The sequence below is a fragment of the Rhodococcus sp. PvP016 genome, from assembly GCF_017832185.1.
Lineage (GTDB): Bacteria > Actinomycetota > Actinomycetes > Mycobacteriales > Mycobacteriaceae > Rhodococcoides.
Map to the genome: position 1 here is coordinate 2,890,372 of NZ_JAFIBH010000001.1, position 26,246 is coordinate 2,916,617.

General features: G+C 69.0%; 21 protein-coding genes. 17 read left to right on the forward strand and 4 right to left on the reverse strand.

All coding sequences use genetic code 11. From position 1 onward, the window contains the following. Window positions 1-23: 23 nt before the first annotated feature. From JOE30_RS13535 to JOE30_RS13545, 3 genes are all read right to left on the reverse strand, one after another. Entirely contained in the window at window positions 24-2,309 is a 2,286-nt protein-coding gene (locus tag JOE30_RS13535) for an ATP-binding domain-containing protein (RefSeq protein ID WP_204867228.1), read from the reverse strand. Window positions 2,310-2,464: 155 nt separating this feature from the next. Continuing rightward, window positions 2,465-3,487 (reverse strand): DoxX family protein, encoded by a 1,023-nt coding sequence (locus JOE30_RS13540; RefSeq protein ID WP_204867229.1) that lies wholly within the window; start codon window positions 3,485-3,487, stop codon window positions 2,465-2,467. A 163-nt stretch (window positions 3,488-3,650) separates the two neighbouring features. After that, the gene (locus tag JOE30_RS13545) at window positions 3,651-4,340 is read right to left on the reverse strand and encodes an MBL fold metallo-hydrolase (protein WP_204867230.1); all 690 of its coding nucleotides are present in this window, start codon (window positions 4,338-4,340) and stop codon (window positions 3,651-3,653) included. Between the two features lie 210 nt (window positions 4,341-4,550). On the opposite strand from JOE30_RS13545, the gene uvrA reads away from it, so the two are divergent. Next, window positions 4,551-7,469, forward strand: coding sequence for an excinuclease ABC subunit UvrA (gene uvrA, locus JOE30_RS13550; protein ID WP_204867231.1), 2,919 nt, complete (start codon window positions 4,551-4,553; stop codon window positions 7,467-7,469). Between the two features lie 19 nt (window positions 7,470-7,488). Here uvrA and JOE30_RS13555 read toward each other — a convergent pair whose 3' ends face one another. Further along, entirely contained in the window at window positions 7,489-7,881 is a 393-nt protein-coding gene (locus JOE30_RS13555) for a DUF1844 domain-containing protein (RefSeq protein WP_204867232.1), read from the reverse strand. A gap of 501 nt (window positions 7,882-8,382) precedes the next feature. On the opposite strand from JOE30_RS13555, the gene infC reads away from it, so the two are divergent. From infC to JOE30_RS13635, 16 genes are all read left to right on the forward strand, one after another. After that, window positions 8,383-9,060 (forward strand): translation initiation factor IF-3, encoded by a 678-nt coding sequence (gene infC, locus JOE30_RS13560; RefSeq protein WP_082544654.1) that lies wholly within the window; start codon window positions 8,383-8,385, stop codon window positions 9,058-9,060. 50 nt (window positions 9,061-9,110) lie between these two features. Beyond that, a complete protein-coding gene (gene rpmI / locus JOE30_RS13565) occupies window positions 9,111-9,305 on the forward strand; it encodes a 50S ribosomal protein L35 (protein ID WP_027506747.1) in 195 nt (64 codons plus the stop codon). 47 nt (window positions 9,306-9,352) lie between these two features. Further along, entirely contained in the window at window positions 9,353-9,742 is a 390-nt protein-coding gene (gene rplT / locus JOE30_RS13570) for a 50S ribosomal protein L20 (RefSeq protein WP_027506746.1), read from the forward strand. Further along, on the forward strand, window positions 9,742-10,581 hold the full coding sequence (locus tag JOE30_RS13575) for an RNA methyltransferase (RefSeq protein WP_204870382.1): 840 nt from the start codon (window positions 9,742-9,744) through the stop codon (window positions 10,579-10,581). The genes rplT and JOE30_RS13575 overlap by 1 nt, the downstream gene beginning before the upstream one ends. Before the next feature lie 70 nt (window positions 10,582-10,651). Then, on the forward strand, window positions 10,652-11,746 hold the full coding sequence (pheS, locus tag JOE30_RS13580; RefSeq protein ID WP_204867233.1) for a phenylalanine--tRNA ligase subunit alpha: 1,095 nt from the start codon (window positions 10,652-10,654) through the stop codon (window positions 11,744-11,746). Between the two features lie 48 nt (window positions 11,747-11,794). Beyond that, on the forward strand, window positions 11,795-14,296 hold the full coding sequence (pheT, locus tag JOE30_RS13585; protein WP_204867235.1) for a phenylalanine--tRNA ligase subunit beta: 2,502 nt from the start codon (window positions 11,795-11,797) through the stop codon (window positions 14,294-14,296). Between the two features lie 48 nt (window positions 14,297-14,344). Continuing rightward, on the forward strand, window positions 14,345-15,403 hold the full coding sequence (gene argC / locus JOE30_RS13590; RefSeq protein ID WP_204867236.1) for an N-acetyl-gamma-glutamyl-phosphate reductase: 1,059 nt from the start codon (window positions 14,345-14,347) through the stop codon (window positions 15,401-15,403). Further along, window positions 15,400-16,641: a bifunctional glutamate N-acetyltransferase/amino-acid acetyltransferase ArgJ gene (argJ, locus tag JOE30_RS13595; protein ID WP_204867238.1), complete on the forward strand. Its 1,242-nt coding sequence runs from the start codon at window positions 15,400-15,402 to the stop codon at window positions 16,639-16,641. The genes argC and argJ overlap by 4 nt, the downstream gene beginning before the upstream one ends. Beyond that, window positions 16,638-17,540: an acetylglutamate kinase gene (argB, locus tag JOE30_RS13600; RefSeq protein WP_204867240.1), complete on the forward strand. Its 903-nt coding sequence runs from the start codon at window positions 16,638-16,640 to the stop codon at window positions 17,538-17,540. Before argJ ends, argB begins: the two co-directional genes overlap by 4 nt. Beyond that, window positions 17,537-18,745, forward strand: coding sequence for an acetylornithine transaminase (locus tag JOE30_RS13605; protein ID WP_204867242.1), 1,209 nt, complete (start codon window positions 17,537-17,539; stop codon window positions 18,743-18,745). Before argB ends, JOE30_RS13605 begins: the two co-directional genes overlap by 4 nt. After that, entirely contained in the window at window positions 18,742-19,689 is a 948-nt protein-coding gene (gene argF, locus JOE30_RS13610) for an ornithine carbamoyltransferase (protein ID WP_204867244.1), read from the forward strand. Before JOE30_RS13605 ends, argF begins: the two co-directional genes overlap by 4 nt. After that, window positions 19,668-20,189, forward strand: a complete 522-nt coding sequence (locus tag JOE30_RS13615) for an arginine repressor (protein WP_197027837.1) — start codon at window positions 19,668-19,670, stop codon at window positions 20,187-20,189. Before argF ends, JOE30_RS13615 begins: the two co-directional genes overlap by 22 nt. A gap of 53 nt (window positions 20,190-20,242) precedes the next feature. Then, on the forward strand, window positions 20,243-21,469 hold the full coding sequence (locus JOE30_RS13620) for an argininosuccinate synthase (protein WP_056447988.1): 1,227 nt from the start codon (window positions 20,243-20,245) through the stop codon (window positions 21,467-21,469). Next, a complete protein-coding gene (gene argH / locus JOE30_RS13625) occupies window positions 21,466-22,893 on the forward strand; it encodes an argininosuccinate lyase (protein WP_204867246.1) in 1,428 nt (475 codons plus the stop codon). The genes JOE30_RS13620 and argH overlap by 4 nt, the downstream gene beginning before the upstream one ends. Window positions 22,894-23,002: 109 nt before the next feature. Beyond that, window positions 23,003-25,960 carry an AMP-binding protein gene (locus tag JOE30_RS13630; RefSeq protein WP_204867248.1) on the forward strand — a complete coding sequence of 986 codons (2,958 nt, stop codon included), beginning with the start codon at window positions 23,003-23,005 and terminating at the stop codon, window positions 25,958-25,960. A gap of 49 nt (window positions 25,961-26,009) precedes the next feature. After that, window positions 26,010-26,234, forward strand: a complete 225-nt coding sequence (locus tag JOE30_RS13635) for a Trm112 family protein (protein ID WP_204867250.1) — start codon at window positions 26,010-26,012, stop codon at window positions 26,232-26,234. Window positions 26,235-26,246 lie beyond the last annotated feature (12 nt).

The window sequence follows — 26,246 nt, forward strand, 5'->3', positions numbered from 1 at the left end:
GAACTGTTCGTGCCGTGACGGCATCACTGCGTCACGGGGGCGATGGGTCCCATCACGTCCGGTAGCGGCGATGTGTGGACGATTCCCAGCCGCTGTGTCGCGCGCGTGAGCGCCACGTACAGATCGTTCAGGCCGCGGGCCGAGTCGTCCACGATCCGTGCGGGTTCCACGATGAGCACCGAGTCGAACTCGAGGCCCTTGGCGTCGCGCACCGTGCACACCCGGACGTCGTCCGTCCCCAGATGTGCGAGCCGCGCGGCGACGTCCGCGGGTGCCAGGACCGCCGACATACCCGGGCGTGGATGCGCAGCGACGTGGCGCTCGACCGCCGACACCAGATCGGCCTCCGTGACTCGATGCGCCCACGGCGTCTCGCCGTTGTCCCGCACCGACCGCGGGATCGACGCGGCCGGGTCGAGTGTCGAGAGAACCCGCCGGGCGATCTCCATGATCGCCGCGGGTGTGCGGTAGTTCACGGTGAGCTCGGTCAGCTTCCATCGTTGCGCCACATAGGGGCCGAGAACGTCCTGCCAGGACGATGCACCCGCCGTGTCGCCCGTCTGGGCCACGTCGCCCACGAGGGTCATCCATCGATTCGGTATGCGGCGCATGACCATTCGCCACGCCATCTGCGAGAGTTCCTGAGCCTCGTCGACGATCACGTGGCCGTAGGTCCACGTGCGATCGCCGGCCGCGCGTTCGGCCGCCGTCAACCTGCGGCCGTGCCCCTGACGCTGGGCGAGACGGTCGGCGTCGATGAGGTCGTACGCCATGAGGATCTCCGGATCGAGTTCGTCCTCGAGATCCTGCGGTGCCGATCCGGTCAGGATGTCCAGCGCGCCCTGAGCGTCCTCGATCTGGGCGCGCCAGCGACGCTGTTCCCGTTCGCGTTCCGCGGCGTCGTCGATGCCGAGGAGCTCGGCGAGTTCGTCGAGCAGGGGAGCGTCGGCACCGCTGAAGCGTCCGTCGTCCGACCGTTCGAGGGCGGCACGGTCCTCGGGCGCCCACCTCGGTGCGGCCGTCCGCAGCCGTTCGGGCGATGCCAGCAGTCCGGCGAGAACGTCCTGGGCCGACAGCTCGGGCCACAGTGCGCCGATCGCGCCCATCAGCTCCGGGCTCTCCCGCATCTCGTCGCGGATGTCGGCGATGTCGTCACGGCTCAGCAGATTCGACCCGTCGAGCACGTCACCTCCCACGATGGCGGCGAACTGATCGGCGAGGAGATCGATCATGGTGGACACGAAGATCGGTCGAGCGAGGTTGTGGGGTCGACGCGAGGACCGCGCCCGTCCCCGTGCGCGCGTGACCATCTTGCGGTCGATCCGCAGTGTGTAGGTGTCGAAGTCGACCGACACCGGCTCCGACGGGAGTTCCTGACGGTCGCGCACGGCGGCGACCAGGACGTCGACGATGTCGAGGGAACCCTTGAGTTCCGCTGCCCGCGCGGTGTCCTCACGGCTCGCGTCGACACCCGGGAACAGATCTCCGATGGTGGACAGCAGCACGCCCGTCTCGCCGAGGGAGGGCAGCACCTGGCCGATGTAGTCGAGGAAGGTGCTGTTGGGTCCGATGATCAGCACGCCGCTCTTGTCCAGTTGCTTGCGGTACGTGTACAGCAGGTAGGCGGCGCGGTGCAGGGCCACCGCCGTCTTGCCGGTACCGGGACCACCCTGCACCACCAGGACGCTGCGATGCGTGGACCGGATGATGTCGTCCTGCTCGCGCTGGATCGTCTCGACGATGTCGTTCATCTGTCCCGTGCGTGCGGCGTTGAGCGCGGACAGCAGAGCGCTCTCTCCGGCGACACCGTCCGATCCGGTGGCGACGCCGGCGTCCTGCGCCGTCCGGAGGTCCAGGTACTCGTCCGCCACCCCGGTGACGCGACGACTGCGCGTCCGGATGTGGCGACGGCGTACGACGCCCTCGGGGGCGGCGGGCGTGGCGAGGTAGAACGGGCGGGCCAGCGGGGCGCGCCAGTCGTACAGCAATGACTGGTAGTCGTCGTCCTCGTCGAGGATGCCGACACGGCCGATGTAGCGCGGCGCGTCGTCCTCGACGTCGATCCGACCGAAGCACAGACCGTTCTCGGACGCGTCGTACTTCGCGATGTCGTCGTTGTACAGAGCCGAGTAGGACTCGCGTTCGCTGCGCGCCTGCGGTGTCCCGCCCGTCTGGAGCAGGACGGCGCTCAGCCGCGACTGTGCGTAGGTCCGCAGAGCGTCGAGGCGGTCGTAGAGCAGGGTGACGCGCTGTTGTTCCTGATCGAGGTCGGCGTCGTGCAGATCTGTCGGGGTGCCCTGATCCGGCACATGGTCTCCTGAACGCGAGTGGGGCGGGGTGACGAGGGTGGTCGTGCACCTCTCGGCGGCGCACGGAAGCGCCAGAAAAGTCTACGGGCTCTCGACGGCAACGGCCGGTGCCCCCGATCTCTCGGGAACACCGGCCGTGTGCTGCGGGGACGAGATCAGATGTACTGGTGCACCGTGCCCTCGACGCGGGCCCGTGCCTCCTTGGCGCGCTTCTCGGCGTCCTTCAGCGACGCCTGCAGCTGCTTCTGCGCGTCCTTGCTGGTGGACTTGTACTGCTTCTTGTACTCCTTGCGCGCGGCGTCGAACTGCTTGCGCGCGTCCTTGCCGGACTTCTTGGCCTGCTTGCGGGCCTTCTTGCCGTACTTGTCCGCGAGATCGCTGCCGTCGGCCTTCGCCTTCTCGGCCAGCTCGGCGCCGCGCGCCGCGGCGATCTCGGCGTACTTGCTGCCACGATCCTGGGCGACGTCGGCGAACTCGGACGCGCGGGCAGCGGCCAGATCGGCCCACTTGGCACTGCGCTCCTTGGCCAGCTCGGCGAGCTTGCCGCCACGATCCTGGGCGACGTCCGCCAACTCGGCGCCACGCTGCGACGCGATCTCGACGAGCGGCTGTGCGCGCTCGGCGGCGACGCCCGCGAGCTCCTTGGCGCGATCGCCGGCGTGGGCGAGCGTCTCGGAGCTGTCCGAGGAGGACACCAGCGGGAGGGCGCCGGCGACGGCGACCTTGGCCGACTTGGCCGCCTTGCGGCCGCGCCAGGCGACGGACGGCTTGCCCTCGGTGTCGACGGCGGCGATGAGAAGGCCGCCGAGGAGGCTGACGTTCTTGATGAACTGGGTGCGCTGCATCGCCTTCGCCTGCGGGTCCGTCTCGTTCCAGAAGGAGTGACCCGCGAGGGTCGTCGGGACGAGGCTGCCCGCGAGCACGGTGGACGCGAGGCGCGGCGCCCGACCGGTCGCGAGAAGGAATCCGCCGCCGATCTGCACCGCGGCGTTGATCTTGACCAGCGTCTCGGGGTCGGAGGGAACGTTCTGCGTCACCTCGTCGGGAAGGGCGTCCTGGCTCTTCTCGATCAGAGGCTTCGCGGCCTGAGCCCTTCCGGCGGGGTTGCGCAGCGCATCCACGCCTCCTGCGATGAAGATGGATGCGAGCATCGGTCGGGCGATCCGGCGGACAATCACTGAGCCTCCTGCGTTGCGGCTGTGGTGTGGGGGACTGCTCTGGCTGCACGAGTGCGGTTGTTCACGCCCATGACATGCATGTGACGCTCTCGAACTGTATCCATACCCCCCGCCCCGGCGATTGAATCGCGGGGCGGGCGGGCGACCGGATCATGGTGACGGGTCACCAGCCGCGGGTCCGCCATTCGTGGAGGTGAGGACGTTCCGCGCCCAGCGTCGTGTCCTTCCCGTGGCCCGGGTAGACGATCGTCCGGTCGTCGTAGCGACCGAAGATTCGCGACTCCACGTCGTCCAGCAGTGACACGAAGTTCGCCTCTCCGTCCGTCTTGCCGACGCCGCCGGGGAAGAGCGAGTCGCCGGTGAAAAGGTGCACGACGCCGCTCTCGGGGTCCGTGAGCGCCAGGGCGATCGACCCGGGAGTGTGGCCGCGGAGGTGGATCACGTCGAGTGTGACGTCGCCGACCTGCACGGAGTCGCCGTCGTCGAGCAGTCGGGTGGGAGCGACGGGGAGCGGTTCCGCATCGAGCGGATGTGCCGCCGACGGGGCGCCCGTCGCCGACGCGACGTCCTCGAGGGCCTGCCAGTGGTCGAAGTGCTGGTGCGTCGTGACGATCAGCGAGACCTCGGGTGCCACGTGGTCGACGACGGCGCGCAGTGTCGGAGCGTCGTTGGCGGCGTCGACGAGCAGCGATCGGCCCGTCCGGGAACAGACGACGAGGTAGGCGTTGTTGTCCATCGGGCCCACCGAGGTCTTCACGATCGTGGCGTGCGACAGGGTGCGGCGCTGCGAGCCCGTCCCCACGGACACCTCGCCGGTGTAGTCGTCGGAGATCGTCGGTGCATTCTCGGTCATGAGCGTGAGATTACCCACGACAACCGGTCGTGAGACGGGCACGGAGCCCGTCGGCCGGTCGAGTCTGTCGGACCTCGGGCATATGGTCGTCGAAGCCTGTCGTGTCCGAACACGACATGTCCGACGAAGAATGGGCAGTTCACGCGGTCGACGAGAGAGTCGACGCAGCACGTTGCACGGCCGTGGGCCGTGACGAAGGAGAGGACAACCGTGGCGGATCGCCTGGTAGTGCAGGGCGCACGCGAACACAATCTCAAGGGCGTCGACATCGACCTGCCCCGGGACAGTCTCATCGTGTTCACCGGTCTGTCCGGGTCGGGCAAGTCGAGCCTGGCGTTCGACACCATCTTCGCCGAGGGCCAGCGCCGATACGTCGAGTCGCTCTCGGCCTACGCGCGCCAGTTCCTGGGCCAGATGGACAAGCCGGACGTCGACTTCATCGAAGGCCTCTCGCCCGCGGTCTCGATCGATCAGAAGTCGACCAACCGCAACCCGCGGTCCACGGTCGGCACCATCACCGAGGTCTACGACTACCTGCGCCTGCTCTACGCACGCGCCGGCACGGCGCACTGCCCGCAGTGCGGTGAGCGCATCGCCAAGCAGTCGCCTCAGCAGATCGTCGACCAGGTGCTCGCGATGGAGGAGGGCCTGCGTTTCCAGGTGCTCGCTCCCGTCGTGCGCACGCGCAAGGGCGAGTTCGTCGATCTCTTCGAGCAGCTCAACACGCAGGGCTACTCGCGTATCCGCGTCGACGGCACCGTGCACCAGCTCACCGATCCGCCCAAGCTGAAGAAGCAGGACAAGCACGACATCGAGGTGGTGGTCGACCGCCTGACCGTCAAGGCGTCGTCCAAGCAGCGGCTCACCGACTCGGTGGAGACCGCGCTGCGCCTCGCCGACGGCATCCTGGTGCTCGACTTCGTCGACCGCGAGGAGAACGCCGTCGACCGTGAGCGCCGGTTCTCCGAGCGTCTGGCGTGCCCCAACGGGCACCCGCTCTCCGTCGACGAACTCGAACCCCGCGCTTTCTCGTTCAACTCGCCCTACGGCGCGTGCCCCGAGTGCGCGGGACTCGGCATCCGCAAGGAGGTCGACCCCGAACTGGTGGTTCCGGACCCCGATCTCAGCCTGGCGGACGGCGCCATCGCGCCGTGGTCCATGGGCCAGACGTCCGAGTACTTCGGCCGGCTGCTGTCCGGGCTCGCCGACGCCATGGGCTTCGACATCGACACCCCGTGGCGGAAACTGCCGGCGAAGGTGAAGCGTGCCGTCCTTGAGGGCAGCGAGCACCAGGTGCACGTCCGCTACAAGAACCGGTACGGACGCACCCGGTCCTACTACGCCGAGTTCGAGGGCGTCATGCCCTTCCTGCACCGTCGGATGGATCAGACCGAGTCGGAGCAGATGAAGGAGCGTTACGACGGCTACATGCGGGAGGTCGACTGCCCGGTGTGCGAGGGCGCGCGCCTGCGCCCCGAGATCTTGTCCGTGACCATCGCCGCGGGCGATTTCGGGGACAAGTCCATCGCCGACGTGTGTGCACTGTCCATCTCGGAGTGCTCGAACTTCCTGAACACGCTGACGCTCGGTCCGCGTGAGGAGGCCATCGCCGGCCAGGTGCTCAAGGAGATCCAGGCCCGCCTCGGCTTCCTGCTGGACGTGGGACTCGAGTACCTCACGCTGTCGCGCGCGGCAGGAACGCTGTCGGGCGGCGAGGCACAGCGCATTCGTCTCGCGACCCAGATCGGCAGTGGTCTCGTCGGCGTCCTGTACGTGTTGGACGAGCCGTCCATCGGCCTCCACCAGCGGGACAACCGCCGGCTCATCGACACGCTCACGCGGCTGCGCAACCTCGGCAACACGCTCATCGTCGTCGAGCACGACGAGGACACCATCCGCACGTCCGACTGGGTCGTCGACATCGGCCCGCTCGCCGGCGAGCGCGGCGGACGTGTCGTGCACAGTGGAACGTACGAGACGCTTCTCACCAACGCGGAGAGCCTCACCGGGGCGTACCTCTCGGGTCGGTCGGCCATCGAGGTCCCGTCGGTACGTCGTCCGATCGATCCCAAGCGGAAGATCTCCGTCATCGGTGCTCGGGAGCACAACCTGCAGGACATCGATGTCAGCTTCCCGCTGGGAGTGCTCACCTCCGTGACGGGCGTGTCCGGATCGGGCAAGTCCACGCTGGTCAACGACATCCTGGCGACGGTGATGGCGAACAAGCTCAACGGCGCTCGCCAGGTACCCGGGAGGCACACCCGCGTCAACGGCCTCGATCAGCTGGACAAGCTCGTGCGGGTCGACCAGTCACCCATCGGCCGTACGCCGCGGTCCAACGCGGCCACCTACACCGGTGTGTTCGACAAGATCAGGACGTTGTTCGCCGCGACGACCGAGGCCAAGATCCGCGGCTACCAGCCGGGTCGGTTCTCCTTCAACGTGAAGGGTGGCCGCTGCGAGGCGTGCTCGGGCGACGGCACCCTGAAGATCGAGATGAACTTCCTGCCGGACGTCTACGTGCCGTGCGAGGTGTGCCACGGTGCCCGGTACAACCGGGAGACGCTCGAGGTCCACTACAAGGGCAAGACCATCGCCGAGGTGCTGAACATGCCCATCGAGGAGGCCGCCGACTTCTTCGAACCGATCACGTCCATCCACCGGTATCTCAAGACGCTGAACGAGGTGGGCCTGGGCTATGTCCGTCTGGGACAGCCTGCCACCACGCTGTCCGGCGGCGAGGCGCAGCGTGTGAAGCTGGCCGCAGAGCTGCAGAAGCGTTCCATGGGACGCACGGTGTACATCCTCGACGAGCCGACCACGGGTCTGCACTTCGAGGACATCCGCAAGCTGTTGCTGGTGATCAACGGTCTGGTGGACAAGGGCAACACCGTCATCGTCATCGAGCACAACCTGGACGTCATCAAGACGTCCGACTGGGTGATCGACATGGGTCCCGAGGGCGGGTCCGGCGGCGGAACGATGGTGGCCGAGGGCACTCCCGAGCAGATCGCGGCGGTGCCCGAGAGTTACACCGGCAAGTTCCTGCAGGAGTCTCTCGACGCCGCCTCGACCCCACCGGTCCCGGCCAAGCGGACCCGCAAGCGCAAGCCTGTCGCGGTCTCCTGACCGGGCCGTCGCGCGACGGTCAGTGGACGGGCCCGGTGTACTTCTCGCCGGGCCCGGCGCCTGGCGCGTCCGGGTGCGCCGACTGTTCGCGGAACGCCTTCTGCAGTGCCTGCAGCCCTTCGCGGATGGGGCCGGCGTGCGGTCCCAGGTACTCCACGGAGGCCGTGACCAGCCCGGCGAGTGCGGTGATCACGCGTCGCGCCTCGTCGAGGTCGAGGTGGGGGCTGTCGGACGGATCCGCGTCTGAGAGTCCCAGCTTTTCGGCGGCAGAGCTCATGAGCATCACCGCGGCGCGGCTGATGACCTCGATCGCAGGGACGTCGGCCAATTCGCGCACGTCCGGCTCGAGCTGCGGCGCAGTGCCCTCCACCTGTGGAGCACCGGACTGAACGGCATCATCGGGGGTCGTCATGACATCAGACGATGCCACGATGCGCCGACACCGGCGTCCTCGCCCGGTGCGTGACCGGACGGATTCGGTCCGCGAGGGCACCTGGTGTTATTCTTCTTTCCACGACCGCCTTCAGGTGTGTGCGTGTCGGTGCGCGAGTGCCGGCCACGGATACGGAGCCCGAAGGCAGCAAGTGGAGTCCGACTCCCACCACCGCACGGTTCGCCGGGCAGTGGTTCCGGTCCTTCCCAGCCACATCGGGAAGTGGTGCGCTTCGTCGACGAGACGAGGTGGCCCGCGGATGGTGACATCCGTCGACCGGTCGGTACCGGACCCCGCTGCTCGCTATCTCGATCGCGAGCGACGGGGTTTTAGTCGTTCGGAAGGTTCCTGCGGGAACAAATCCGGTGGCCACGGTGTCGAGGTAGACGGAGAGCACGAGCGCCGGTGTGGAGCGCGTAGGACGGCGCACCGCACCGGGTCGAGCACCACCATCCGTCACCGCACTACCGAGGAGGCCCCATCAGCACTGAGACCCGCATCAACGATCGCATCCGAGTTCCCGAAGTCCGACTCGTCGGACCTGGCGGTGAACAGGTGGGGATCGTGCGTGTTGAAGATGCACTCCGCCTGGCTGTCGAAGCCGATCTCGACCTCGTCGAGGTCGCACCCGACGCCCGTCCGCCGGTCTGCAAGATCATGGACTACGGCAAGTTCAAGTACGAAGCCGCGCAGAAGGCTCGTGAGTCGCGCAAGAACCAGACGCTCACGGTCATCAAGGAACAGAAGCTTCGTCCCAAGATCGACGACCACGACTACGAAACGAAGAAGGGCCATGTCGTCCGCTTCCTCGAGGCCGGGTCCAAGGTCAAGGTGACCATCATGTTCCGTGGACGCGAGCAGTCGCGGCCCGAACTCGGTTACCGCCTCCTGCAGCGCCTGGGCGCCGACGTCGCCGAGCACGGCTTCGTCGAGACCTCGGCCAAGCAGGACGGCCGCAACATGACGATGGTCCTGGCTCCGCACAAGGGCGCCAAGACCAGGGCGAAGGCAGCGGAGGCGTCCAACGCACCGCGCGCCACCGTGCCGCCGCCGGCCTCCGCGCCGACCGCTGCACCCGCCGCCGAGGCGACACCGCCGGCACCCGCTGCTCCGCAGACGCCGGCGACGCCGCAGGCACCAGCCACACCGAGCGCCTGAGCGTTCGGATCCACCAGCACCACCGACCGAAGTAACAGAACTGAGGACTCATGCCCAAGTCGAAGACTCACAGCGGCACCGCGAAGCGATTCAAGGTGTCCGGTAGCGGAAAGATCCTGCGCCAGAAGGCCGGCCGCCGCCACCTGCTCGAGCACAAGTCCTCGCGCGTGACGCGTCGTCTCGACGGCAAGGCCGTCGTCAGCCCCAACGACGTTCCCCGCGTCAAGCGGCTTCTCGGTCTCTGATCTCTTTCCCACCCGGGCCCTAGGCCCCACTACGACAGGATTCACCAGTGGCACGCGTGAAAAGGGCGGTCAACGCCCAGAAGAAGCGTCGTTCGATTCTCGAGGCGTCCAGCGGATACCGCGGGCAGCGTTCGCGTCTCTACACCAAGGCGAAGGAGCAGCAGCTCCACTCGCTCACCTACGCGTACCGCGATCGCCGCGCTCGCAAGGGTGACTTCCGCAAGCTGTGGATCACGCGTATCAACGCGGCAGCTCGGGCGAACGACATCACGTACAACCGTTTCGTGCAGGGTCTGAAGATCGCCGAGGTCGAGGTCGACCGCAAGATCCTCGCCGAGCTCGCTGTCTCCGACGCTGCGGCGTTCACCGCGCTCGTCGAGATCGCCAAGGCGGCACTGCCTGCCGACATCAATGCACCGGCCGGAGAAGCAGCCTGATCAGGAGCTTTGACGACACTCCGTCACGACCCGCGGCGCCGCTCACCGAGCGGACTCCGCGGGTCGTTTCGGCTGTCAAGCTGCAGCGCGGCGTCGAACGTCGGCGGACCGGCCTCTTCCTCGCGGAGGGCGAGAACGCGGTGACCGAGGCGGTCGCCGCCGGTGTCGTGCGCGAGGTGTTCGCCACCGAGCGCTGGTTCGACGAGCACCGCGGACTGCTCGAGGCGTCGGCCGCGGCCGGTGCGCAGCCGCAGCTGATGACCGAGCGCGCGGCGAAGTCGCTGTCGGACACCGTGACGCCGCCGGGAATCGTGGCCGTGTGCACGTCCGTCGTCGTCTCCCTGGCCGAGGCGTTGGCCGCGAGCCCGTCGCTCGTGACGGTCGTCGTCGACATCTCCGAGCCGGGCAACGCGGGCACCGTCCTGCGCGTCTCGGACGCCGCCGGTGCCGGCGCGGTGATCTTCGCCGGGGACAGTGTCGATCCACTGAACGGCAAGAGCGTCCGCGCGTCCGCCGGAAGTTTGTTCCATCTCCCCGTCGCACGGGAGCGTTCGGTGACGGCGGTACTCGACGCGGTCCGCGCGACCGGCGCCAGTCTGCTGGCGACGACCGTCGACGGTGAACTGGACCTGGACGACGCCGACGACGCGCTGGCCGGGCCCACCGCCTGGGTGTTCGGCAACGAGGCGCACGGGCTGTCCCGCGAGGTCGCGGCGGCAGCGGATCACCGGGTACGCATTCCCATCCACGGCCGCGCCGAGAGTCTCAACCTCGCCACCGCGGCCGCCGTGTGTCTGTACGCCGGTGCGCGGGTGCAGCGCCGCCGGGGCACCGCCTAGGCTTTCCCCGCCGGGTTCTGCCCGGCGACCGTGAGGAGCACCGCGACAGAGGTGCTCGCCGATCGAGACGATGGAGTGTGTGGACGTGGAGCGCAACGAGGGTGAAGCGCAGGCCGACCAGGCCGCTGCCGACGCGGAGGCGCTGACCGACGCGGCGCTGGACGCAGCCGTCACCGAGGCCGAGTCCGCCTTCGCCGCCGCGTCCGACATCGACGCTCTGTCCGAGGCCAAGATCCACCACATCGGGAACAAGGCGCCCCTCGCGCTCGCGCAGCGCGCGTTGGGCTCACTGCCGAAGACCGAGCGGGCCGACGCCGGCAAGCGAGTCAAGGTGGCGCGTGACCGTGTGCGGATCGCGTTCGACGATCGTCGCGAGGTGCTGCTCGCCGAACGTGACGCAGCCGTGCTCGTGGCCGAGGCGATCGACGTGACCCTGCCGTCCGTCCGCCGCCCCCTGGGCGCCCGCCATCCCATCACCGTCATCGCCGACCAGGTCGCCGACGTCTTCGTGGCGATGGGGTGGGAGGTGGCCGAGGGACCGGAGGTGGAGACCGAGCACTTCAACTTCGACGCGCTCAACTTCCTGCCCGACCATCCTGCGCGCACGATGCAGGACACGTTCCACGTCGCGCCCGAGGGGTCTCGTCAGGTGCTGCGCACGCACACCTCGCCGGTGCAGGTGCGGTCGATGCTCGAGCGCGACCTGCCGATCTACGTGGTGTGCCCCGGGCGCACGTTCCGTACGGACGAGCTGGACGCGACGCACACTCCCGTCTTCCATCAGGTCGAGGGGCTCGCCGTGGACAAGGGGCTCACGCTCGCCAATCTGCGCGGCACGCTCGACGCGTTCGCGCGTGCGCTGTTCGGCCCGGACACTCGGACGCGGATGCGCCCGAACTACTTCCCGTTCACCGAGCCGTCCGCGGAGGTGGACGTGTGGTTCCCCCGCAAGAAGGGTGGAGCGGGCTGGGTCGAGTGGGGTGGCTGCGGCATGGTGAATCCGAACGTGCTGCGCGCGTGTGGCGTCGACCCGGAGATCTACAGCGGGTTCGCCTTCGGTATGGGCCTCGAGCGAACGCTCCAGTTCCGCAACGACATTCCCGACATGCGCGACATCGTCGAGGGCGACGTGCGTTTCAGCCTGCCCTTCGGCGTGGCCGGCTGACGCTCGGCCCCTGCAGACAAGCATTCAGACAGAGAGAGTGGAGAAGTCGTGCGAGTGCCCCAGTCCTGGTTGACCGAGGTCGTCCGGAAGGCCGCTCCCGAGTGGAGCGTCACCGCTGACGAGCTCGACGCGGGGTTCGTGTCCGTCGGCTTCGAGATCGAGGACGTGATCCCGCTTCCGGAGATCACGGGCCCGCTGGTCGTCGGCCGTGTGCAGTCCATCGAGGAGTTGACCGAGTTCAAGAAGCCGATCCGCTTCTGCCTCGTCGAGGTGGGGGAGGCGGAGCCGCGCGGGATCGTCTGCGGTGCACGGAACTTCGCGGAGGGCGACCTCATCGTGGCCGCGCTTCCCGGCAGTGTTCTGCCCGGCGGGTTCGCCATCGCCGCGCGGTCCACGTACGGGCGCACGTCCGACGGCATGATCTGCTCGGTGTCCGAGCTCGGTATCGGTTCGGATCACTCCGGCATTCTCGTGCTGCCTGCCGGCACGGCCGAGCCCGGCGACGACGCACTCGCCGTTCTGGGTATGGACGACACCGTGTTCGACGTCAACGTGACGCCCGATCGCGGATACGCCCTCAGCGTGCGCGGTCTCGGCCGCGAACTGGCATGCGGTTTCGACCTGGACTTCGTCGACCCCGCCGACGCCCCGCAGCCCGTGGTGTCCGCCGCCGCCTCCGAGGGCGAGGCCTGGTCGGTCGACGTCCGCGCCGAGTCGGGTGCCACCCGTTTCGCCGCGCGCCGCGTCGTGGGCATCGATCCGGCCGCGGTGACACCCTGGACGATTCAGCGGCGGCTGCTCCTGTCCGGGGTGAGACCCATCTCGCCCGCGGTCGACGTCACCAACTACGTCATGCTCGAACTGGGCCAACCGCTTCACGCATTCGACGCGTCCGCGCTGTCGGGCGGGTTGGTGGTCCGCCGCGCCGAGGCGGGGGAGACGCTCCGCACCCTCGACGACACCGTGCGCACCCTCGATTCCGAGGACGTCGTCATCGCGGACGAGTCCGGCGTGGTGTCGTTGGCCGGTGTCATGGGTGGCGCGTCCACCGAGGTGGGCGACGAGACCACCGACATTCTGCTCGAGGCCGCCATCTGGAGCCCGCTCGCCGTGTTCCGCACCGCGCGCCGTCACCGGCTGCCCAGTGAGGCGAGCCGTCGCTATGAACGAGTGGTGGACTCTGCCCTCCCGGTGCGCGCACTCGACCGTGCCGCCGCACTGCTGGCCTCGATCGCGGGCGGCCGGGTGGAGCCGCTGCTCACCGACATCGGTGCACCGACGGTGCCCGACACCGTGACCATGGATCTCGACCTGCCGGACCGGGTGGCGGGTGTGACCTACCCGAGCGGAACCGCGGTGCGCCGCCTCACCCAGGTCGGGTGCGAGGTCGTCGTCGCCGTGTCCGACGCCGGGCGCGGGGTGGCCGTCGTGACGCCGCCGACGTGGCGCCCCGACCTCCGACAGGCCGCCGACCTGGTCGAGGAGGTGCTGCGCCTGGAGGGACTGGAGTCCATTCCGTCCGTCCTACCGCACGCTCCCGCGGGCCGTGGACTCACCGCCGCCCAGCGTCGGCGCCGGGCAGTGGGTCGGGCACTGGCCTACACAGGGCACGTCGAGGTCCTCGCTCCCGTGTTCCTGCCGGCCGGGGTCTTCGACGTCTGGGGACTCGATGCGGACGATCCGCGCCGGGTGACCACGCGTGTGCTCAATCCGTTGGAGGCGGACCGACCCGAACTGGCGACCACTCTCGTACCTGGTCTGCTGGAGATCGCCCAGCGCAACGTCTCGCGCGGGCAGCGGGATCTCGCGCTGTTCGCCGTCGCGCAGGTCGTCCGACCGGGCGAGGGCACGCGCCCGATCGATGCGCTCGCCGTCGACCGTCGTCCCACCGAGGACGAGATCGACGCCCTGAAGCAATCGCTGCCGGTGCAGCCGCTGCACGTCGCCGTCGTCCTGACCGGTGCGGTGACGGCACCCGGGCCGTGGGGCGCCGGCCGCCCCGCCGACGCCACCGATGCCTTCAGTGCAGCCCGGACCATCGCGAGCGCGTCCGGTGTCGAGGTGGAACTCCGGTCCGCCCAGTACCTTCCGTGGCATCCGGGCCGGTGTGCCGAAGTCGTCCTCGACGGTGTCGTGGTCGGGCACGCGGGTGAACTGCATCCCGGTGTCCTCGAACGCGCCGGTCTGCCGCCGCGGACCTGCGCGGTGGAGATCGACCTCGATCTCGTTCCCACCCGCGAGCCGCTGCCGTCGCCGTCCATCTCGCCGTTCCCCGCCGTGCTGCAGGACGTCGCGGTCGTCGTCGACGAGTCCGTCCCGGCAGCGGCCGTGCAGTCGGCACTGGTGTCCGGGGCGGGCCCACTCCTCGAGGACATTCGCATCTTCGACGTGTTCTCCGGCGATCAGGTCGGTGCCGGCCGGAAGTCGCTGGCCTTCGCCCTGCGGTTCCGAGCGGCCGACCGTACGTTGACAGAGGACGAGGCGAGCGCCGCTCGCGACGCCGCCGTCGCGGCGGCTGCGACGGCGGTGGGAGCCGAACTCCGGCACTGACGGTGCGCCGCTTTTGAATGAGCTTGCACCGTCATGCATAATCATCGTATGGACAGTGCATCGACATCGACGGGCATCCGGGTGGCCGTCGCGGGCGCCAGTGGCTACGCGGGTGGCGAGATCCTGCGTCTGCTGCTCGGACACCCGGCCGTGCTCGACGGCCGGATGACCATCGGCGCTCTGACGGCCGGTGGGAACGCCGGAACCACGCTGGGGCAGCACCATCCCCATCTCGTTCCGCTCGCGGATCGCGTGCTGGTGGACACGGACGCCGCCGCCCTCGCGGGGCACGACGTCGTGTTCCTCGGGCTCCCGCACGGGAAGTCCGCCGCCCTCGCCGAGCAATTGTCGGACTCCACGCTGATCGTCGACTGCGGTGCCGACTTCCGGTTGACCGACGCCGCCGCCTGGGACCGCTGGTACGGCGGGGAGCACGCCGGACACTGGCCCTACGGCATGCCCGAGTTGCCGGGCGGTCGGGACGCCCTGGTCGGAGCGACGCGCATCGCTGTTCCCGGGTGTTACCCCACGGCATCGTCGCTGGCTCTGGCGCCTGCGTTCGCTGCCGGCATCATCGAGCCCCGTGTGACCGTGGTGGCCGTGAGCGGCACCTCCGGCGCCGGCCGCGCGGCGAAGCCGGACCTGCTGGGTTCCGAGGTCATGGGGTCGGTCCGGGCCTACGGCATCGCCGGCGCGCATCGCCACACGCCGGAGATCACGCAGAACCTCTCCGCCATCGCCGGTACCCCCGTCGTAGTGTCGTTCACCCCGGTGCTCGCCCCGATGCCGCGCGGCATCCTCGCGACGTGCACCGCCCCGACCAGCGTGTCGGTGTCCGAGGCTCGCGCGGTCTACGAGAAGTACTGTGCCGATGAACCTTTCCTCCACCTGCTGCCCGAGGGGCAGCTGCCGCAGACGGGGTCGGTGCTCGGGTCCAACGCGGTCCACCTGCAGGTGGCGGTCGACGAGGACGCGGGCTTGCTGGTGGTCCTCGCCGCCATCGACAATCTGACGAAGGGCACCGCCGGTGCCGCGGTGCAGTCGATGAACATCGCTCTCGGACTCCCCGAGAGCGCCGGACTCTCCACGGTGGGAACAGCGCCATGACCGACCACAGCCAGTCCTCTCCCGGCGCTCCCACGCGCGCTCCCGGAGTTCTCGTCCGCACACAGGGTGTGACGTCGGCAGCGGGATTCCGCGCCGCCGGGGTCGAGGCCGGTCTCCGGGCCAAGGGGGGCCTCGACGTCGCCCTCGTGGTCAACGAGGGCCCCGATCTGGCAGCGGCCGGTGTCTTCACCCTGAACAAGATCAAGGCTGCGCCCGTCCTGTGGTCGCAGCAGGTGCTGACCTCCGGTCGGCTCCGCGCCGTCGTCCTGAACTCGGGCGGCGCCAACGCCTGCACCGGCGCGCCCGGATTCCAGGACACGCACCGTACCGCCGAGCACCTCGCATCGACCCTCAGCGACTGGGGAACCGAGACGGGCGCCGGCGAGATCGCCGTGTGTTCGACCGGACTGATCGGCGACCGGTTGCCCATGGACAAGGTGCTCGGCGGTGTCACCGAGGTGGTGCACGAACTCGCGGGAGGTATCTCGGGCGGCACCGATGCGGCCTACGCGATCATGACGACCGACACCCGGCCGAAGCAGGCGGCGATCCACCACGAGAACGGCTGGAACGTGGGCGGCATGGCCAAGGGCGCCGGCATGCTGGCGCCCTCGCTGGCGACGATGCTGTGTGTCGTCACCACGGACGCCGTGGCGAGCGCCGACCAGCTCGATCGCGCCCTCCGGCACGCCACGGCACAGTCCTTCGACCGACTCGACGTCGACGGCGCGACCTCCACGAACGACACGGTGCTGCTCCTCGCGTCCGGTGCCAGCGGTATCGAGGCGACTCAGGAGGAACTCGACGCCGCTGTCCTCGCGGTGTGCGACGACCTCGCGGATCAGCTGATGGCCGATGCGGAGGGCGTGACCAAGCGGATCATCGTCAGGGTCGGTGGCGCCGAGTCCGAACGGGACGCACTCGTCGCGGCGCGGACCATCGCGCGCGATTCCCTGGTCAAGACTGCGCTGTTCGGCTCCGATCCCAACTGGGGCCGCGTTCTCGCCGCTGTGGGCATCGCGCCGGTCGCGCTCGATCCCGATCGCATCGTCGTGTCGTTCAACGGCAGCCCCGTGTGCGTCGACAGCATGGGTGTGCCCGGCGCTCGTGAGGTCGATCTCTCGGCCGTCGACATCACGGTCGAGGTGGACCTCGGTGTCGGCTCCGCGTCGGCGTCGATCAGGACCACGGATCTGTCGCACGCCTATGTCGAAGAGAACTCGGCCTACTCGTCATGACGTCATCCGAGCCCGTGTCCGCACACGACACCGCACGCATCCTCGCCGGCGCCCTCCCGTGGCTCCAGCAGTGGACGGGCAAGGTCGTCGTGGTCAAGTACGGCGGTAACGCCATGGTCGACGATCGCCTCAAGGCCGCGTTCGCGGCCGACATGGCGTTCCTCCGCACCGTCGGCATCCACCCGGTGATCGTGCACGGCGGCGGTCCCCAGATCACCGCCATGCTCACTCGACTCGGACTGGTGGGGGAGTTCCGCGGCGGCTTCCGCGTGACGACGCCCGAGGTGATGGACGTCGTGCGCATGGTCCTGTTCGGACAGGTCGGTCGCGAGCTGGTCGGACTGATCAACGCGCACGGCCCCTACGCTGTCGGCATCTCCGGCGAGGACGCCCATCTGTTCACGGCGACCCGACGGACCGTGACCGTCGACGGTGTCGCCACCGACATCGGTCTGGTGGGCGACGTGACGACGGTGAATCCCGCTGCGGTGCACGACCTCATCGAGGCCGGGCGCATCCCGGTCGTCGCCACCATCGCTCCCGATGCGGACGGCGTCGTACACAACATCAACGCCGACACCGCGGCCGCGGCCCTCGCGGAGGCGCTCGGCGCGCAGAAGCTCGTCGTCCTCACCGACGTCGAGGGGCTCTACACGAACTGGCCGGACCGCGGGTCGCTCGTCTCGGAGATCGAGGCGGACGTCCTCGCCGAACTGCTGCCCGGCCTGGACGCCGGCATGGTTCCCAAGATGGAGGCGTGTCTGCGCGCGGTGCGCGGGGGAGTTCCCAGCGCCCATGTCATCGACGGTCGACTCGAGCACTCCGTGCTCCTGGAACTGTTCACCGGCGAGGGCATCGGCACGATGGTGCACGACGGCAGTACGAGAGGACGGGCATGACCAGCACGGAGCAACTGCAGCAACGCTTCTCGAATGCGCTGATGAACAACTACGGCGTGCCGCGCGTGGCGCTGGTCGGCGGTTCGGGAGCCGTGGTGACGGACGCGGACGGCAAGGAGTATCTCGATCTGCTCGCCGGGATCGCGGTCAACATCCTCGGCCACGGGCACCCCGCGGTCGTCGAGGCGGTCTCCGCCCAGCTGACGACGCTGGGCCACACGTCCAACCTCTACGCGGCGCCGCCGTCGATCGAACTGGCAGAGCACCTCCTCGAGCACCTCGGTCACGCGGCCGGCGGCGATGCTCGGGTGTTCCTCTGCAACTCCGGCACCGAGGCGAACGAGGCCGCTTTCAAGATCGCGCGGCTCACGGGCCGGCCGAACATCGTCGCGGCGGAGAACGCGTTTCACGGTCGGACCATGGGAGCCCTCGCGCTCACGGGGCAGGCGGACAAGCGGGCTCCGTTCGAGCCGATGCCCGCCGGTGTGTCGCACGTTCCCTACGGCGACGTCGCCGCGCTCGAGGCAGCCGTCGACGAGAACACGGCCGCGGTCTTCCTCGAACCGATCATGGGTGAGGGCGGCGTCGTCGTCCCGCCGGAGGGATATCTGCCCGCAGCCCGGGAGATCACCGCGCGCCACGGCGCCCTGCTGATTCTCGACGAGGTCCAGACGGGCATCGGCCGTACGGGGTGGTTCTACGCCCATCAGCGGTTCGGCATCGTCCCGGACGTCATCACCCTCGCGAAGGGACTGGGCGGGGGACTGCCCATCGGCGCCTGCATCGGCATCGGTCCGGCAGCCGCCATGCTCACCCCGGGCAAGCACGGCACCACATTCGGTGGCAACCCGGTCTGTTCGGCGGCGGCCCTGGCCGTGCTGCGCACTCTCGCGTCCGAGGATCTGCTCTCGCACGCCGACCGGCTGGGCAAGATCCTGCGACACGACATCGAGGCGCTCGGACATCCCCTCGTCGATCACGTACGGGGTGCGGGCCTCCTCCTGGGCATCGTCCTCACCGAGCCGGTGGCGGCCGATGTCGAGACCGCGGCCCGCCACGCCGGCTTCCTGGTGAACGCGGCGCAGGCGAACGTCCTGCGTCTGGCGCCACCCCTGATCATCACGGACGAGCAGGCAGCATCGTTCGTCCGAGCACTTCCCGCGGTCCTCGACGAGGCGCGGCCGACAGCAGAGGCGACCTCGTGACACTGCGGCACTTCCTTCGAGACGACGATCTCTCCCCCGAGGAGCAGGCCGAAATCCTCGCTCTCGCAGTCGAACTCAAGAAGGCACCGTTCTCGCGTCGCCCGTTGGAGGGTCCGCGCGGCGTCGGCGTCATCTTCGAGAAGAACTCGACTCGGACCCGCTTCTCGTTCGAGATGGGCATCGCGCAGCTCGGCGGCCACGCAGTGGTCGTCGACGGCCGCAGCACGCAGCTCGGACGCGAGGAGACGCTGCAGGACACCGGGCGCGTGCTGTCCCGCTACGTCGACGCCGTCGTGTGGCGCACGTTCGGGCAGAAGCGCCTCGAGCAGATGGCGACGGGGGCGAGCGTGCCCATCGTCAACGCGCTGTCCGATGATTTCCACCCCTGCCAGGTGCTGGCCGATCTCCAGACGCTCGCCGAGCGCAAGGGATCGTTGAGAGGTCTGCGCCTCTCGTACTTCGGTGACGGCGCGAACAACATGGCGCATTCCCTCATGCTCGGCGCCGTCACCGCCGGCGTCGATGTCACGATCGCCGCCCCTGAGGGCTTCGTGCCGGATCCGTCGGTGCTGGCCGCCACGCAGGAGCGCGGTGAGCGGACGGGTGCGAGCGTGACCGTCACGAACGATCCGATCGCCGCCGCGACCGGAGCCGACGTGCTGGTCACCGACACGTGGACGTCGATGGGGCAGGAGAACGACGGCCTCGACCGCGTCGGCCCCCTCCGCCCGTTCCAGATCAACGAGTCGCTGCTCGACCGTGCCGACTCGGAGGCTCTCGTCCTGCACTGCCTCCCGGCCCACCGCGGCGAGGAGATCAGCGACACGGTGCTCGACGGCCCTCGCAGCGTCGTGTGGGACGAGGCCGAGAACCGGTTGCACGCACAGAAGGCCGTCCTGGTGTGGCTGCTCGAGCAGGCGGCATCGGGACGACGGACGCCGTGACCGCCGAGTCGCAGGGTCCGGTGACGTCGTCGACGCGCGCCGGGCGCCAGGCGCGCGTCGTGGCCCTGCTCTCCACCCACCAGGTCCGGTCGCAACAGGAACTCCAGTCGCTGCTCGCTGCGGAGGGGATCGAGGCCACCCAGGCCACTCTCTCCCGCGATCTCGACGAGTTGGGCGCCGTCAAACTTCGCGCCGCCGACGGTGGTGCGGGCGTCTACGTCGTTCCCGAGGACGGCAGCCCGGTCCGAGGGGTCGCGGGCGGCACCGATCGGCTCTCCCGGCTGCTGGGCGAGTTGCTCGTCTCCACCGACGCCAGCTCCACGATGGCGGTTCTCCGCACGCCGCCCGGAGCCGCGCACTATCTCGCCAGTGCACTGGACCGGGCGGCACTGCCCGAGATTGTGGGAACGGTCGCGGGGGATGACACCATCTTCGTGATCGCCCGCGATCCGCTGTCCGGACGCGAGCTCGCCGACCGCATCGAGAATCTCGCGCGCTGAACCACCAGACCGAATCCCAGAACGTCAGAATCACACGAAGGAGCACACACCCCATGGCCGAACGCGTCATCCTCGCCTACTCCGGCGGTCTCGACACCTCTGTCGCCATCAGCTGGATCGGCCGCGAGACCGGCAAGGAGGTGGTCGCCGTGGCGATCGACCTCGGCCAGGGTGGCGAGGACATGGAGGTCATCCGGCAGCGCGCACTCGACTGCGGCGCTGTCGAGGCCGTCGTCGTGGACGCCCGGGACGAGTTCGCGGACGAGTACTGCCTCCCGACCATCCAGTCGAATGCCCTCTACATGGACCGCTACCCGCTGGTGTCGGCCATCAGCCGTCCCCTCATCGTCAAGCACCTCGTCGAGAACGCGCGCTCGCACGGCGGCACCGTCGTCGCTCACGGGTGCACCGGCAAGGGCAACGACCAGGTCCGCTTCGAGGTCGGCTTCAACACGCTCGCGCCCGAGCTCGAGGTGCTGGCCCCGGTGCGCGACTACGCCTGGACCCGCGAGAAGGCCATAGCCTTCGCCGAGGAGAACAGCATCCCGATCAACGTCACCAAGAAGTCGCCGTTCTCGATCGACCAGAACGTGTGGGGTCGCGCCGTGGAGACCGGGTTCCTCGAGGATCTGTGGAACGCCCCGACCAAGGACGTCTACGACTACACCGAGGATCCGACGGCCAACTTCAACGCGCCGGACGAGCTGGTCATCACGTTCGACAAGGGACGCCCGATCGCCATCGACGGCCGCCCGGTCTCGGTGCTGCAGGCGATTCAGGAACTGAACACCCGTGCGGGCAAGCAGGGTGTCGGCCGCCTCGACGTGGTCGAGGACCGGCTCGTCGGCATCAAGAGCCGTGAGGTCTACGAGGCTCCCGGCGCCATGGTCCTCATCCGTGCCCACGAGGAGCTCGAGCACGTCACCCTCGAACGCGAGCTCGGCCGCTACAAGCGGCACACGGACCAGAAGTGGGCCGAGCAGGTCTACGACGGCCTGTGGTTCTCGCCGCTCAAGGGCGCACTCGACACCTTCGTCCAGCACACCCAGGAGCACGTGTCCGGTGAGATCCGCCTGGTGCTGCACGCCGGCACCGTCGTCGTGAACGGTCGTCGCAGCGGGGAGTCGCTCTACGACTTCAATCTCGCGACCTACGACGCGGGCGACACCTTCGATCAGTCGTCGGCCAAGGGCTTCGTGCAGCTGCACGGCCTGTCGTCCAAGATCGCGGCCAGCCGTGACCGTGGCGCGGTGGCGGCGCAGGGACAGTCGGACCTGTGACGTCACCCGCTCACGGCACCAACGCGGGCGCTCTCTGGGGTGGGCGCTTCGCGTCGGGTCCCGCGGAAGCCATGGCGGCGCTGAGCAAGTCGACCCACTTCGACTGGGTGCTCGCCTCGTACGACGTCCGTGCCTCCAAGGCTCACGCACGCGTGCTCAACTCGGCCGGCCTGCTGACGGCGGGCGATCTCGAGTCGATGCTCACCGGCCTCGATCAGCTCGCCGCCGACGTCTACTCGGGTGCGTTCGGTCCCGCCGAGTCCGACGAGGACGTGCACGGCGCCCTCGAGCGCGGGCTGATCGACCGGGTCGGACCCGAGCTCGGCGGTAGATTGCGCGCCGGCAGGTCGCGCAACGACCAGGTCGCGACCCTGTTCCGGATGTGGCTGCGGGACGCGGTGCGGCGGGTGTCGGCGGGCGTGCTGGACGTGGTCGAGGCCCTCACCGCGCAGGCGCAGGCACATCCCGACGCGGCGATGCCGGGCAAGACGCACTCGCAGGCCGCGCAGCCGGTCCTGCTCGCGCATCATCTGCTCGCACACACCCATCCGCTGCTGCGGGACGTGCAGCGCTTCCGGGACTTCGACGGCCGCGCCGCGGTGTCGCCCTACGGTTCGGGCGCCCTGGCGGGCTCGTCGCTGGGACTCGACCCGGAGAAGATCGCCGCGGAGCTCGGGTTCGACGGTTCCGCGGAGAACTCGATCGACGCGACGAGTTCGCGCGACTTCGCTGCCGAGGCGGCGTTCGTCCTGGCCATGACCGCCGTGGACCTGTCGCGTCTCGCCGAGGAGATCGTGTCGTGGAGTACCCCCGAGTACGGCTACGTGACGCTCGCCGACGCATGGTCGACGGGCAGTTCGATCATGCCTCAGAAGAAGAACCCGGACGTCGCGGAGCTCACGCGCGGCAAGACCGGGCGACTGATCGGCAATCTCACCGGACTGCTCGCGACGCTCAAGGCTCAGCCCCTCGCGTACAACCGTGATCTGCAGGAGGACAAGGAGCCCGTCTTCGACTCGGTGCTCCAGCTCGAGATGCTTCTGCCCGCCCTGACAGGGTTGGTGTCCACTCTCACCTTCCACACCGACCGGCTGCGCGAGCTGGCGCCGGCGGGATTCACGCTGGCGACGGACATCGCCGAGTGGCTCGTCCGCAACGGTGTGCCGTTCCGGCACGCCCACGAGGTGGCCGGCGACTGTGTGCGACGTGCGGAGTCCCGCGGTGTCGGTCTGGACGAACTGACCGACGAGGAGTTCGCGTCGATCGACCCGGCGCTCACACCGGAGGTGCGCGCGGTGCTCACCGTCGACGGATCCATCGGCTCGCGGGACAGCCGCGGCGGTACCGCGCCGGCGCGGGTGGCGGAGCAGATCACCGTGGTCCAGCGCACCGCGGGCGAGCTCAGGACGTGGATCACGGCCTGACGGGACGACCCGATCTGACTGGTCGGAGTGGTGTGAGACGCTGTGACCTCATCGGTCGACGAGTCGTGGACCACACCGACCGAATCGATGCCGCCTTCGAGGAGTGCAGTTGCTGGGAATCGACACCGGGTCGGTCGCGACGTCGTTGCGGCGTGTGGTCGCCACGGCGCAGAACGGGCTCGAGGTCATCCGACTCGGGGGACTCGAGACGGACGCCGTTCCGTCCCCCTTCTCGGTGGTCGCGCGCGATCGTATGTACCGGCTGCGTCGGTACTTCCCGGAGTCCGAGCAGACGGGTCCGCCCGTCGTGCTCGTACCGCCGATGATGATGTCGGCCGACGTCTACGACGTGACCCGCGACCAGGGTGGCGTCGGCATCCTGCACGAGGCGGGGATGGACCCCTGGGTGGTCGACTTCGGTTCGCCGGCCACCGAGGAGGGCGGCTGGAACCGGACGCTGGCGGACCACATCGTCGCGATCAGCGAGATCATCGACATCGTCGCCGAGCGGACGGGGCGCGACGTCCACCTCGGCGGGTACTCGCAGGGCGGCATGTTCTGCTATCAGGCCGCCGCGTACCGCTCGAGTCGCGACATCGCCAGCATCATCACCTTCGGCAGTCCGGTGGACACCCTCGCGGCGCTGCCTCTCGGGATCCCGGCGAACGTGGCCACCAAGGGTGCCGAATTCCTCGCCGAGCACGTGTTCACGCGTCTCGCGGTGACCGACTGGATGGCCCGCACCGGGTTCCAGTTGCTCGACCCGGCCAAGACCGTCAAGTCGCGCATCGACTTCCTGCTCCAGCTCCACGACCGGGACGCGCTCCTGCCCCGCGAGTCCCAGCGTCGGTTCCTCGCGATGGACGGGTGGGTCGCCTGGTCGGGCCCGGCGGTCGCGGAACTGTTGACGCAGTTCGTCGTGCACAACCGCATGATGACGGGCGGGTTCTCCATCCGCGGCAAGGTCGTCTCGCTCGCCGAGCTCACCATGCCGATCCTCGCCTTCGTGGGGGAGGTCGACGACATCGGCCAACCACTCGCGGTGCGTGGCATCCGCAAAGCCGCTCCGCGGGCCAAGGTGTACGAGGCAGGGCTCCGCGCCGGGCACTTCGGACTGGTGGTCGGGAGCACCGCCGCCACCCAGACGTGGCCGAGCACGGCGGGGTGGATCCGGTGGCGCGAGGGCCTGGGGCCGCGGCCGGTCGAGGTGCACGCCATGGGGTACGACGAGCACCCGGCCTCGGAGAGCGGCGTGTCGGTGGGAAACCGTCTCGTCCACACCGCGGCCACCATCGCCGAGGTCGGTCTGGGTCTCGGTCGTGGCATCGCGTCGGCGGCGGCCGGGGCCGTGAAGGGGTCTCGTGAGATCTCGTCCGAGGCCGCTCGCACACTGCCTCGTCTCGCCAGACTCGGTCAGCTGCAACCTCATTCGCAGGTGTCCCTCGGTCGCCTGCTCGGCGAGCAGGCCCGGCGCGCGAGTGCCGGTGAGTGCTTCGTGTTCGACGACCGCGTGTACTCCTACGCCGCCGTGGACCAGCGCATCGACAACGTGGTGCGCGGCCTGATCGTCAACGGTGTCCGTCCCGCGATGCACGTCGGCGTGCTCATGGAGACACGTCCGAGCGCACTCGCCGCCGTCGCCGCACTGTCCCGCATCGGTGCGGTGGCCGTCATGCTGCAGCCCACCAGCGATCTCTCGGCGTCGCTGCGCCTCGGGCGTGTGGAACTGCTGATCGTCGACCCCGACAATCTGGCCGGATCCGTCGATCACGGACTGGACGTGCTGGTCCTGGGCGGAGGTGAGTCCCGCTCGCTCGACATCGAGGACTCCGACCTGGTGGTGGATCTCGAGCAGGTCGACCCGTCGACCGTGGAGTTGCCCGGGTGGTACGTCCCCAACCCGGGACGCGCACGGGAACTCGCTTTCGTGCTGTTCAGCGGAAACGACGACACCCTCGATGCCAAGTTCATCACCAACTACCGCTGGGCTCTGTCGGCGTTCGGCACGGCCAGCTCCGCCGGTCTGTCCCGCGGCGACACCGTGTACTGCCTGGCGCCACTGCATCATTCGGCCGGACTGCTCGTGGCGGTGGGCGGCGCGTTGGCGGGCGGGTCCCGGATCGCGCTGTCTCGCGGCGTGGAACCCGAGCGCTTCGCCGACGAGATCCAGCGCTACGGCGTCACGGTCGTCTCCTACACGTGGACCATGATGCGGGACATCCTGACGTCGGAGTCCCTTCCGCACCGAGGTCAGCACGCCATTCGGCTCCTCATCGGATCCGGGATGCCCACCAATCTGTGGCGACACACACTCGAACGACTGGCACCCGCGCGGGTGCTCGAGTTCTACGCGTCCACCGAGGGCGATGTCGTCCTGGCGAACGTGGCGGGAACGAAGATCGGGGCGAAAGGTCGTCCGCTGCCGGGCAGCGCTCGGGTGGAGCTCGCGGCTTACGACGCTGTCTCGGGTCGATACCTCGTGGACGAGCAGGGATTCGTCCGACACTGCGAGACCGGCGAACCCGGCCTGTTGCTCGGCCGCCCCGGACTGGACGACTCCAGTGGCGCGTTCATGCGCGGTGTCTTCAGCGCCGGCGACGTGTGGACTCCGACCAACTTGCTGTTCCGTCGTGACGAGGGCGGTGACTACTGGCTGCTCGGGCACAAGCGCTCGGTGATCACCACGGCACGAGGACCCGTCTACCCGCAGCCGATAGCAGACGCGATCGGCGAGGCGGAGCCGGTGGACCTTGCCGTGGCGTACGGCATCGGGGAGCACGGGGACCAGTGGTCGGTGTGCGCAGTGACCGTGCGAGCGGGTCAGAACCTCACGGCGTCGATGGTGTCGGACGCGCTGCTGGTCCTGGATCCGGCCGAGCGACCCGACGTCGTGCACGTGGTCGCGAACATCCCGCTGAGCCGGGCGTTCCGGCCGCTCGACGACACGCTGCGCGCAGCCGGACTGCCCCGGCCCGGGGTCAAGACCTGGTATCTGGCGTCGACGTCCGGCGAGTACAAGCGCATGACGAAGGCAGTGGCGGCGGAGCGCTTCACCGCGCATCAGTAGGGTGAGATCGCGTCGGAAGACCGACGCGACGACGGAACGAGGAGTCCTCTTGAGCGTCGATGCTCGCTTGCACAGCATTCTCGCCTGCCCGCAGGACAAGGGTCCGCTTCTGCTGATCCAGGACGAACTGCTCTACAACCCCCGGCTGCGCCGTGTCTACCCCATCGAGAACGGCATTCCGGTGCTGCTCATCGACGATGCGCGTGACGCCACCGACGCCGAGCACGAGGACATTCTGGCTCGGGCGACCGCGCCCACTCCGATCGCGGAGTGACAGGAGCGACTA

Bases quoted from the DNA above. Each gene is read 5' to 3' on its own strand.
- JOE30_RS13545 (WP_204867230.1), bottom strand. From the start codon at position 4,340: ATGACCGAGAATGCACCGACGATCTCCGACGACTACACCGGCGAGGTG.
- JOE30_RS13555 (WP_204867232.1), bottom strand. From the start codon at position 7,881: ATGACGACCCCCGATGATGCCGTTCAGTCCGGTGCTCCACAGGTGGAG.
- rpmI (WP_027506747.1), top strand. From the start codon at position 9,111: ATGCCCAAGTCGAAGACTCACAGCGGCACCGCGAAGCGATTCAAGGTG.
- pheS (WP_204867233.1), top strand. From the start codon at position 10,652: ATGGAGTGTGTGGACGTGGAGCGCAACGAGGGTGAAGCGCAGGCCGAC.
- argC (WP_204867236.1), top strand. From the start codon at position 14,345: ATGGACAGTGCATCGACATCGACGGGCATCCGGGTGGCCGTCGCGGGC.
- argJ (WP_204867238.1), top strand. From the start codon at position 15,400: ATGACCGACCACAGCCAGTCCTCTCCCGGCGCTCCCACGCGCGCTCCC.
- argB (WP_204867240.1), top strand. From the start codon at position 16,638: ATGACGTCATCCGAGCCCGTGTCCGCACACGACACCGCACGCATCCTC.
- JOE30_RS13605 (WP_204867242.1), top strand. From the start codon at position 17,537: ATGACCAGCACGGAGCAACTGCAGCAACGCTTCTCGAATGCGCTGATG.
- JOE30_RS13620 (WP_056447988.1), top strand. From the start codon at position 20,243: ATGGCCGAACGCGTCATCCTCGCCTACTCCGGCGGTCTCGACACCTCT.